The organism is Nonomuraea ceibae, assembly GCF_019396325.1.
Classification (GTDB): Bacteria; Actinomycetota; Actinomycetes; order Streptosporangiales; family Streptosporangiaceae; genus Nonomuraea; species Nonomuraea ceibae.
In genome coordinates this window covers 36,966-46,614 of sequence record NZ_JAHKRO010000076.1, presented here as the reverse complement: position 1 = coordinate 46,614, position 9,649 = coordinate 36,966, and the positions used below count along the sequence as shown (strand labels likewise).

Below are 9,649 nucleotides of genomic sequence, written 5' to 3'. Positions count from 1 at the left end.
GCTCGGCTCGCCCGAGCCCGCCGACCGCCGCGCCTGGCACCTGGCGGCCGCCGCCACCGGCGCCGACGAGGAGGCCGCCGCCGCCCTCGAACGCACCGCCGCCCGCGCCCGCGAGCGCGGCGGCCACGAGGCGGCCGCCGCCGCGTACGAGCGGGCCGCCCGGCTGAGCGCCGACCCCTCCGCCAAGGCCCGCCGCGAGGCCCTGGCCGCGGAGGCGGCGCTGGAGGCCGGCGACATGGACCGCGCCCGCGCCTTCGGCGACCGCGCGACCGGGCCGGACAGGCCCCCGGCGGTACGGGCGCGGATGGCGCAGGTGCGCGCGCTCGCCGACTTCTGGCAGGGCGCCTACCCGGCCGCCCACCGGCTGCTGCTCGACGGCGCCGGCCTCGTCCGCGACACCGACCCCGGCCAGGCCGCCACGCTGCTCGTCCAGGCCGTGCACACCGCCTGGTACCTGGGCGAACAGCAGCTCGCCGGCACGCTGGACCGGCTGGCCGCGCTGCCGCTGGACGACGCGGACCCGCTCGCCCCCGTGGGCCCGTACCTGGTCCATCTTGACCCGCTGGGCCGGCTCGACCGGGGCCGGGCCGACGGGCCGCCGCCGCTGGCCGGCACGCTCGCCGCGATCCAGCGCCGGGGCGAGGTCCCCGGCCAGGTGCTGATGATCCTCTGCGGCGCGGCGCTCGTGCTGGGCCAGGACGCCGACGCCTACGAGCTGGCCACCGCCCTCGCCGCCGAGCAGCGGGACCGGGGCGGCGCCGGGCGGCTGCCCACGGTGCTGTTCTTCGTGGCCGAGGGCGAGGTGTTCACCGGGCGGCACCGCGACGCGCTCGCCACGGCCGCCGAGGCCCTCCGGCTCGCCCGCGACACCGGCCAGCAGCAGTGGGTCAGCCAGTTCAGCAGCGTGCTCGCCTACCTCGCCGCCGCCGAGGGCGACGAGGCGGCCTGCCGGAGCCACGCCGAGGCGGGGCTGGCCGGCGCCACAGCCGGGGCCGTCTCCCCCGGCGCGCCCTGGGCGCACTGGTCGCTCGGCCTGCTCGACCTGGGTCTGGGCCGCGCCGAGGCGGCGCTGGCCCGCTTCGAGCGCCTGACCCGCGAGCCGATGCGCCACCACATCTGCGCCACCCGCTCCACCCCCGACCTCGTGGAGTCCGCCGTACGGGTGGGCGCGCCCGAACGCGCCGCCGAGCCGCTGGCCCGCTTCGAACGGTGGGCCGAGACGGTCCGCCAGCCGTGGGCCGACGCGCTCGTCCTGCGCTGCCGCGCGCTGCTCGCCGACGACGACCGGGCCGAGTCGCTCTACACGGCGGCACTCGAACGCCACGACCAGGACGGCCGCGCGCTGGAGTACGCCAGGACCGCGCTGCTCCACGGCGAGTGGCTGCGCCGGGCCAAGAGGAAGGCCGAGGCGCGCGGCTCGCTGAGCGACGCCCTGGAGGTCTTCGACCGGCTCGGCATGCGGCCGTGGGCCGCCCGCGCCCGCGCCGAGCTGACCGCCACCGGCGCCCAGGCCGCCGAGCAGGCCGAAGGCGCCGCCTCCGCGCTCACCCCGCAGGAACTGCAGATCGCCCGGCTGGCCGCGCGGGGCCTGTCGAACCGCGACATCGCCGCCCAGCTCTTCCTCAGCCACCGGACGGTCGGCTACCACCTGTACAAGGCCTACCCGAAGCTCGGCATCGTCTCCCGCGGCGAGCTGAAAGATCTGGACCTGTGAGATCGTGGACCTCATGGAGGTACAACCCGGGCAGGTGCTCCCCGTGGACGTCGAGACGGTCCCGCCGTACGAGCTGGCTCCCGGCGTGGTCGTGCGGACGCTCCCCGGCATGCCGGGCATCCGGACGTGGGTGATCGACCTCGCCCCGGGGGCCGAATGGCCTGACGTGGACGTCCACGAGACGTACGGCGAGGCGTACTTCGTCGTCAGCGGCGAGCTGATCGAGGGCGAGCGCACCCACGGCCCCGGCACGTACGTCGCCTTCGGGCCGCGCACCAGCCACCGGCCCCGCACCGAGACCGGCGTGCGCGCCTTCGGCTTCAACTACGACGAGCGCCCCGGCGCCTAGCGGCCCGCGCGTTCAGGCGATCAGGAGGCGCAGGCCGAGCTCGGCCGCGTCGAGGCCGAGGAGCTCCCGGTTGCGTTCGGCCCAGCGGCCGGAGGCGAGGTCGTCGCGCAGGGCGCGCACCGTGCGCCGCTCGGCCTCCGGCCCGACCCTGGACCAGACCGACATCCCGCGACGGACCCGCTCGTCCAGGTACGCCTCCGGCCGCCGCCAGTAGGCCTCGAAGAAGCCGTCGGCGCAGTCCCACGGGATCGGCACCGGCTCCGTGCGGGCGCCGATCGCGGCCGCCAGCTCGGTGATCGCCGGGCGGCCGGTGAGCAGGCCGGCGACCTCCGGCAGGTAGTCGCGCGTGAGCCAGAACCGCCGCAGCCATCCGCCCTCGCTGGTGTCGTGCGTGAACACGACCACGCGCCGGGCCACCCGCCGCATCTCGCGCAGCCCGGCGATCGGGTCCCGCCAGTGGTGGACGGAGGAGACGGTCATCGCGGCGTCGAAGGACCGGTCGCCGAACGGCAGGCTCTCCGCCGACCCGGCCAGGCACGGCGCCGCGTCGGGGGCGCGCTGCGACCGCATGAGCGCCGACGGCTCCACCGAGACGACCCGGCGGTCACGGGGCTCGTACGAGCCGGTGCCCGCCCCGACGTTGAGCACGGTCCTGGCGTCGCCGAGCGCTGCCAGGATGCGCTCGGCGACGCGGGGGTCGGTGCGCCGAGTCGCGGTGTAGGCGGCTCCGATGGTGTCGTACAACTGCGTGCCGGACATCAGCCCTGCCTCTCCCCGCTGGTCCCGCCATTGCACCACAGCGGGGGCGAACCGCGGAGCCCCCGGTTGACCTTGACACGGTGACAAGGGCTTCGCTGGGCGGCATGACCGCGATCTACAAGTCCGAGGCGGGCGGGCGCGAGCTCCGGGAGCGCTACCTGCGGGAGCTGGCGGCGTGGCCGGTGCCCGCCGAGCACGTACGGGTGCCGACGCGCGAGGGTGAGACGTTCGTGCTGGTGTCCGGCCCCCGGGACGCGCCGCCGCTGGTGCTGTTGCACGGCTCGGGCGCGAACGCGTCGATGTGGCGCGGGGACGTCGCCACCTGGTCCCGGCACTTCCGCACGTACGCCGTCGACCTCGTCGGCGAGCCGGGGCTGAGCGCGCCGTCACGTCCCGCGCTGGGCTCCGGAGCCGTGGCCGCCTGGCTGGACGACGTGCTGGACGGGCTCGGGCTCACCGGCGCCGCGTTCGCGGGCACGTCACTCGGCGGGTGGACGGCCCTGGACTACGCCGTCCGCCGTCCGGAGCGGGTGACGCGCCTGGCCCTGCTGTGCCCCGGCGGCGTGGGGCGGCAGAAGGTCGGCTGGGTCGTCAGGGCCGTGCTGTCCGGCCTGTCGCGGCGCGGCGGGGTGCGCGAGTCGGCGATGGCGGTCGCCGGGCTGGACGCGGAGCGGCACCGGGAGGCGCTCGACTCCGTCGTCCTGACGTTCACGCACTTCAACCCGCGCAGGGAGCGGCTGCCGGTGTTCCCCGACGAGGCGCTGCGCGGCCTCGCCATGCCGGTCCTCGTGATCGCCGGGGACCGTGACGCGATGTTCGACTCCCGGGGGACCGCCCGGCGGATCCGCCGGTGCGTCCCTCGGGCGAGCGTAAAGCTGCTTCCCGGCGTCGGTCACGCGATCTTCGGCCAGGCCGCGTCCATCACCGGGTTCCTGGCCGGGGATCGCCGGCCGGCGTAGACGGGACGGCCGTGGCGATGCAGTCGAGGACCCGCCTGAGCCCGTAGCGGAACTGCTCGTCGCGGCTCAGGTGCGGCTGGCGCGCCTCCGTCACGATCTTCGTGAAGATCGGGTACTGTCCGCTCTTCACGAGCTGGTCGATGTACGGGTAGCTGCGCGCCATCCACTCCGACTCGGTGAGCCCGCTGAGGCGGAACTCCCTGGCCGAGCTGATCTCCTCCCGGACGGTGCCCTCGACGTAGCTGTTCAGCAGGCCCACGAGGCTGAGGTTCTCGTCGATGGGGACGAAGGGGTCGAGCACCCCCATCAGCCGTTCGATCAGGAGCAGCTGGTTGGGCCCGAAGCTGGGCAGCGACCGCTGCACGGCGGCGATCCACGGGTGGCGCAGCCACATGGCCCGCAGCTCGCCGGCGTAGCGGGTGAGGTCGGCCCGCCAGTCGCCGGAGGGCAGGCCGGTGACGTCGATCTCGCCCATCAGCCGGTCGGCCATGAGCTCGATCAGGTTGTCGCGGCTCGGGACGTAGCGGTAGAGGGACATCGCCCCGGCGCCGATCTCGGCGGCGATCCGCCGCATGGTGGCGGCCTCCAGCCCTTCGGCGTCGGCGATGCGGACGGCCGCCTCGGTGATCTGGGCGCGGCTGTAGGCCGGCTTCGGCCCCCGGGCGGGGCGCTCGGGCCGCATCCAGATGTTCACGTACTCGGCGTCCGCCACCGTCGTACCTCCTTGTTGCGTACATAGTACCCAGTGGCTTAGCCTGGCCGACATAACCGCGTACAACGTACCCAGTGGAGGTGTCCGTGTCTGATCCCATCGTGGTCGCCGAAGGGCTGCGCAAGTCCTTCGGCGACACCCACGCCCTGCGGGGCCTGGACCTGAGCGTCCCGAGAGGAACGGTCTGCGGCCTGCTGGGGCCCAACGGCGCCGGGAAGACCACGGCGGTGCGCATCCTGGCGACCCTGTCCGCCCCCGACGCCGGGCACGCCCGCATCGCCGGCCACGACGTCGTCCGCGAGGCCGCCCAGGTGCGCGAGCGGATCGGGCTCGCGGGCCAGTACGCCGCCGTGGACGAGAAGCTCACGGGCCGGGGCAACCTGCGCATGTTCGGGCGGCTCTACCACCTGCCACGGCGCCAGGCGCACCGCCGGGCCGACGAGCTGCTGGAGCGCTTCGGCCTGACGGAGGCCGCAGACCGGCCGGTCGGCGGCTACTCCGGCGGCATGCGGCGCCGGCTCGACCTGATCACCTGCCTCATCCTCCGCCCCGAGGTGCTCTTCCTGGACGAGCCGACCACCGGCCTGGACCCGCGCAGCCGCGGCGAGATCTGGGACAGCGTCCGCGAGCTGGTGGCCGACGGCACCACGGTGCTGCTCACCACCCAGTACCTGGACGAGGCCGACCGGCTGGCCGACGACGTCGCCGTCATCGACCACGGGAAAGTGATCGCCACCGGCACCCCGGACGAGCTGAAGGCCACGATCGGGGACCGCCTCGACGTCGTCCTCGAAGACCCCGCCACGCGGCCCGCGGCGGCCGCCGTCCTGAACGCCCTGGCCGGCGCCGGGCCCGCGACGGCCGGCGCCGACCGGCTCAGCGTCGCCCTGCCCGCCACCGGCCTCCGGCTCGCCGACATCGTGCGCGACCTCGACCGCGCCGGGGTCGCCGTCGCCGACGTGAGCCTGCGCCGTCCCACCCTCGACGAGGTGTTCCTGCGCCTCACCGACCGCAAGGAGCCCGTCCGATGACCGCGATCCCCGTGCCGCTGGACCGCCTGCGCTGGACGCTCACCGACGGCCTCACCCTCGCCGGCCGCGAGCTGAGCCGGTTACGGCAGGAACCCGGGCAGATCGTCGCCGCGCTGCTCTTCCCGGTCGTCATGGTGGTGCTGTTCGGCTACGTCTTCGGCAGCGCCATCCAGGTGCCGGGCGGCGGCGACTACCGCGCGTACCTCATGCCGGGCCTGTTCGCGATGGTGACCTTCACCGCCGTGCAGGGGGTCATGGGGCGGATGGCCGCCGACGCCTCCCGGGGCGTGATGGACCGCTTCCGCTCCATGCCGATGGCCCGGTCGGCGGTGCCGTTCGGCCACAGCGGAGCCGACTCCCTGATCGGCGTGCCGCTGCTGGGCGTCATGGTGGTCACGGGCCTGCTGGTGGGCTGGCGGCCGCAGCAGGGCCTGCTCCCCGCCGCCGAGGCGTTCGCGCTGATCGTGCTGCTGCGCTACGCGCTGGGCTGGGTGGGCGTCTACCTGGGCCTGGCGGTGAAGGACGAGCAGGTCGCCGAGGCGATGGTGCCGCTGGGCCTGCCGTTCACGATGCTGTCGAATGCGTTCGTCCCGACGGACGGCATGCCCGCCTGGCTGCGGTTCGTCGCCGAGTGGAACCCGGTGAGCGCGCTCACCGCCGCCATCCGACGGCTCTCCGGCAGCCCGGGAGCCCTGCCCGGGGACGCGGCCTGGCCGCTCGCGCATCCGGTGGCCGCCGTCCTGCTCTGGTCGGCCGCGCTGCTGGTGATCTTCGTCCCGCTGTCGCTGCGCGCCTACGCGCGCAAAGGACGCTGAACGCCTCATGGAGGAGATCGTGGTCACCGAGGAGGACCGGGACGCGCGGCGAGCTCCGGGCGGCGCTGGCCACGCTCCCGGAGGAGGACCCGGGCACCACGGCCGAGATCGCCGCGGCCGCCGGGTCCGCCACGCCCGCCGCTGACGCCCCCGGTCAGGCGCCGGGCTTGACGAACTCCTCGATCAGCACCGGATACTGCTCCCCGCCGCGTCCGGCGGCGATCGCGCGGTCGGCCAGCGCCTTGATGAGCTTGGGCAGCTCGGCGTTGATGCCGACCGCCTCGCTCTCCTCGACCAGGTGCGCCATCGCCCGCACGTCGGTCTCCAGGGCCGACACGTCGGCCGGGTAGGAGCCCGCGTCGACCTGCTCGGCATATCCGGGCAGCCAGCCGGCCACCTCCTCGGCGATCATCCGCGTGAACGGCGTGAACGTCGCGGCGTCCACGCCGGCCGTCCTGAGCAGCGCCACGCCCTGGAGCCAGCCGTTCAGCACGCTCCACATCATGGCCAGCCCGGCCACGTCGTACAGCGAGGCCAGCCCGTGGTCCTCGCCCAGGTAGGTGAGGGTGCCGAGCGCTTCGAGGACCGGCCGGTGCGTCTCGAAGTCCTGGTGCGGCCCGCTGTGCAGGATCACCGCCCCGGCGGTCCCGATGGACGGCGGGATGGCCATGACGGCGCCGTCGAGGTAGCGGGCGCCGCGCTCCCCGGCCCACCGGGCGGTCTCCCTGGCCTGGGCCGAGTCGCCCGACGTCAGGTTGACCAGCGTGGCGCCGTCCAGGTCGGCCGTGGCCAGCAGCTCGCGCACGGCCTGGTAGTCGGTGAGACAGATGATCGTCAGCGGGCTCGCCTTGATCGCGTCGGCGGCAGTGGGGGCCAGTCGCGCCCCCTCGGCGACCAGCTCGCCGGCCTTGGCCGCCGTGCGGTTCCACACGGTGGTGGGGTGCCCGGCCCTGAGGAACGCCCCGGCCAGCGCCCGGCCCATCAGCCCGAGCCCGAGAACGGTAACGGAAGAGGTGGTTTCGTTGTTCATGCCAGCATCGTCAACGTTGATACCGGTATGAAGGTCAAGTGAGGGTGCGATGCGGATCGGGGAACTGAGTCGCCGGACGGGCGTCAACGCCCACCAGCTGCGCTACTACGAGGCCCAGGGCCTGCTGGAGGCCGAGCGCGGGTCCAACGGCTACCGCGAGTACGACGAGGACGCCGTGCTGCGGGTGAAACAGATCCGCCACCTGCTCGGGGCCGGGCTGTCGTCGGAGGACATCGCCTACCTGCTGCCGTGCGCGGCCGGCGAGGAGCCTGAGCTGCTGGGCTGTCCCGAGCTGCTGGACGCCATGCGGGCGCGGATGCGGCGGCTGGAGGACCAGATGGACCGCCTCGCCCAGTCGCGCGACGCCCTGGCCCGCTACATCGTCGCGGCCGAGCGCACGAGCGCCGACAGCTACCCGCCCTTCCACGGCGCGGGCCTGGCCGTCACGGGAGTCGGATGAGACGCCGCTCGACGGCGGCGGTGACGGCGGCCGTGCGCGTGTCGACGCCGAGCTTGCCGTAGATGTGCACCAGGTGGGTCTTGACCGTCGCCTCGGTGATGAACAGCCGCCTGGCGATCTCCCGGTTGCCCGCCCCGCTGGCCAGCAGCTCCAGGATCTCCACCTCACGGCCGCTGAGCGCGGGCGCGGGCTCGCGCATCCGCCGCAGCATCCGCGTCGCCACCTTGGCCGACAGCACCGTCTCGCCGCGCGCCGCGGCCCGGATGCCCTGGAACAGCTCCTCCGGCGGGCAGGCCTTGAGCAGGTAGCCGGTGGCCCCGGCGTCGACGGCCCGCATGAGGTCGGCGTCGGTCTCGTACGTGGTCAGGACCAGGACCTGCGGCGGCGGGGACAGCTCGCGGACCCGCCGGGTGACCTCGACGCCGTCGATGCCGTCGCCGAGCTGCAGGTCCATGAGCACGACGTCCGGCCGCGCGGCGGCGATGCCGCGCAGCGCCTCGGCCCCGCCCTCGGCCTCGCCGACGATCTCCATGTCGTCCTCGCCGGACAGCAACGCCACCAGCCCCGCCCGCACCACGGGATGGTCGTCCACCAGGAACAGCCTCATCGCTCCCCGATCCTGCCGGGCACCCGGGCGGCGACCGCCGTCCCCTCGCCGGGCGCGCTCTCGACGGTCAGCACGCCGCCCACCTCCGCCAGCCGGTCGCGCATCGCCCGCAGCCCGAAGCCCCGGCCGGGGGCCGGGACCGGCTCGGCGAACCCGGTCCCGTCGTCGAAGACGTCCAGCGTCACCTCGCCGTCGAGGTAGGACAGGGTCACGGTGGCGGTGCGGGCGCCGGAGTGGTCGCGGACGTTGGCGAGCGCGCCCTGGGCGACCCGCAGCAGCGCCGCCTGCACGTCGGGCTCCAGCGGGTACGGCTCGCCCTCCAGCCGGAAGCGGACCCGGGCCGCGCCCGCCTCGCTCTCGCCGAGGCGGGCCAGCGCCTCGGGCAGCGTCACGTCGACCAGGCCCGGCGGCTGGAGGTCGCGGACGAACCGGCGGGCCTCGTCGAGGTTCTGCTCGGCCGCCGCGGCGGCCCGCCGGACGTGGGCGCGGGCCCGGTCGGGGTCGGCCGTCCACATCCGGTCGGCCGCCTGCAGCAGCAGGCCCATGCTGGTCAGCCCCTGGGCGAGCGTGTCGTGGATCTCCCTGGCCAGGCGCTCTCGCTCCTCCAGGACACCGGTGCGGTGCCGCGAGTCGGCCAGCGTGCCGCGCGTGCGGATCAGGTCGTCGATGAGGAGTTGCCGGGCGGCGCTCTCCCGCTGGAGCTCCCAGAAGATCACCGCGGTCATGGTGGCGATGCCGATCGGCGCGAGGATGAGGCTGGGGTCGATCTCCCGGGCGATCTTGAGCTGGGCCGCGATGACGATCAGCGTGAGCGTCGCGGCGGCCACGGCGAACCCCCGCGCGCTCAGCAGCCGCAGGCACACGAACAGCAGCGGGACCGCGCACCAGCTGAACGACGGCGCGAGCACCACCAGCGCCAGCCAGATCACGGCCACGCAGCCGAGCCACACCAGCCGGCCGCGCCCGAGCCGGCCCCAGAACACGATCCCCACCGCGTACGCCACCGCGAGGACGGCGCAGACGACCAGGGCGGCGACGGTCTGCGCGACCAGCCCGTGCCGCGACACCAGCCGCAGCGCGGAGGCCACGAGCAGCAGGTAGAACCCCACGTGCATGGCCCAGTTGAGCCACGTGCGCTCCCTCATCACCCCTCCCCGTCCGCTCATCTTCCGACGTTATCCCCTGTGGTCGGAGGGCGGATCAACCGATCGGT

11 protein-coding genes are annotated in these 9,649 nt (G+C 74.7%); 6 read left to right on the top strand and 5 right to left on the bottom strand.

What is annotated here, in order from left to right; translation table 11 throughout:
* Both KME80_RS34270 and KME80_RS34265 read left to right on the top strand, forming a co-directional pair.
* On the top strand, positions 1-1,714 hold a 1,714-nt coding region (locus tag KME80_RS34270; RefSeq protein WP_219510773.1), incomplete at its 5' end, for a helix-turn-helix transcriptional regulator.
* Positions 1,715-1,727: 13 nt separating this feature from the next.
* Positions 1,728-2,063, top strand: a complete 336-nt coding sequence (locus KME80_RS34265; RefSeq protein ID WP_219510771.1) for a cupin domain-containing protein — start codon at positions 1,728-1,730, stop codon at positions 2,061-2,063.
* A gap of 12 nt (positions 2,064-2,075) precedes the next feature.
* Here the strand turns inward: KME80_RS34265 and KME80_RS34260 are convergent, their stop codons facing one another.
* Entirely contained in the window at positions 2,076-2,822 is a 747-nt protein-coding gene (locus tag KME80_RS34260) for a class I SAM-dependent methyltransferase (protein ID WP_219510769.1), read from the bottom strand.
* An 80-nt stretch (positions 2,823-2,902) separates the two neighbouring features.
* On the opposite strand from KME80_RS34260, the gene KME80_RS34255 reads away from it, so the two are divergent.
* Positions 2,903-3,781 (top strand): alpha/beta fold hydrolase, encoded by an 879-nt coding sequence (locus KME80_RS34255; protein WP_308126041.1) that lies wholly within the window; start codon positions 2,903-2,905, stop codon positions 3,779-3,781.
* Here KME80_RS34255 and KME80_RS34250 read toward each other — a convergent pair.
* On the bottom strand, positions 3,744-4,493 hold the full coding sequence (locus KME80_RS34250) for a TetR/AcrR family transcriptional regulator (protein WP_219510765.1): 750 nt from the start codon (positions 4,491-4,493) through the stop codon (positions 3,744-3,746). The two genes, KME80_RS34255 and KME80_RS34250, sit on opposite strands and share 38 nt — an antisense overlap.
* An 86-nt stretch (positions 4,494-4,579) precedes the next feature.
* Between KME80_RS34250 and KME80_RS34245 the strand changes: the two genes are divergently transcribed.
* Both KME80_RS34245 and KME80_RS34240 read left to right on the top strand, forming a co-directional pair.
* Entirely contained in the window at positions 4,580-5,524 is a 945-nt protein-coding gene (locus tag KME80_RS34245; RefSeq protein ID WP_219510763.1) for an ATP-binding cassette domain-containing protein, read from the top strand.
* On the top strand, positions 5,521-6,339 hold the full coding sequence (locus tag KME80_RS34240) for an ABC transporter permease (RefSeq protein ID WP_219510761.1): 819 nt from the start codon (positions 5,521-5,523) through the stop codon (positions 6,337-6,339). The genes KME80_RS34245 and KME80_RS34240 overlap by 4 nt, the downstream gene beginning before the upstream one ends.
* A gap of 154 nt (positions 6,340-6,493) precedes the next feature.
* Here KME80_RS34240 and KME80_RS34235 read toward each other — a convergent pair whose 3' ends face one another.
* Entirely contained in the window at positions 6,494-7,369 is an 876-nt protein-coding gene (locus KME80_RS34235) for an NAD(P)-dependent oxidoreductase (RefSeq protein WP_219510759.1), read from the bottom strand.
* A 49-nt stretch (positions 7,370-7,418) separates the two neighbouring features.
* On the opposite strand from KME80_RS34235, the gene KME80_RS34230 reads away from it, so the two are divergent.
* Complete coding sequence (locus KME80_RS34230; RefSeq protein ID WP_219510757.1) at positions 7,419-7,829, top strand: MerR family transcriptional regulator; 411 nt, start codon at positions 7,419-7,421, stop codon at positions 7,827-7,829.
* On the opposite strand, the gene KME80_RS34225 is transcribed toward KME80_RS34230, so the two are convergent.
* Positions 7,813-8,436 carry a response regulator gene (locus KME80_RS34225; RefSeq protein WP_219510755.1) on the bottom strand — a complete coding sequence of 208 codons (624 nt, stop codon included), beginning with the start codon at positions 8,434-8,436 and terminating at the stop codon, positions 7,813-7,815. The genes KME80_RS34230 and KME80_RS34225 overlap by 17 nt on opposite strands.
* Positions 8,433-9,581, bottom strand: coding sequence for a sensor histidine kinase (locus KME80_RS34220; RefSeq protein ID WP_219510753.1), 1,149 nt, complete (start codon positions 9,579-9,581; stop codon positions 8,433-8,435). Before KME80_RS34220 ends, KME80_RS34225 begins: the two co-directional genes overlap by 4 nt.
* Positions 9,582-9,649 lie beyond the last annotated feature (68 nt).

Excerpts from the sequence above, each read along its gene's own strand:
- KME80_RS34240 (WP_219510761.1), top strand. The coding sequence starts at position 5,521 with ATGACCGCGATCCCCGTGCCGCTGGACCGCCTGCGCTGGACGCTCACC.
- KME80_RS34235 (WP_219510759.1), bottom strand. The coding sequence starts at position 7,369 with ATGAACAACGAAACCACCTCTTCCGTTACCGTTCTCGGGCTCGGGCTG.
- KME80_RS34225 (WP_219510755.1), bottom strand. The coding sequence starts at position 8,436 with ATGAGGCTGTTCCTGGTGGACGACCATCCCGTGGTGCGGGCGGGGCTG.
- KME80_RS34265 (WP_219510771.1), top strand. The coding sequence starts at position 1,728 with ATGGAGGTACAACCCGGGCAGGTGCTCCCCGTGGACGTCGAGACGGTC.
- KME80_RS34230 (WP_219510757.1), top strand. The coding sequence starts at position 7,419 with ATGCGGATCGGGGAACTGAGTCGCCGGACGGGCGTCAACGCCCACCAG.
- KME80_RS34220 (WP_219510753.1), bottom strand. The coding sequence starts at position 9,581 with ATGAGGGAGCGCACGTGGCTCAACTGGGCCATGCACGTGGGGTTCTAC.
- KME80_RS34260 (WP_219510769.1), bottom strand. The coding sequence starts at position 2,822 with ATGTCCGGCACGCAGTTGTACGACACCATCGGAGCCGCCTACACCGCG.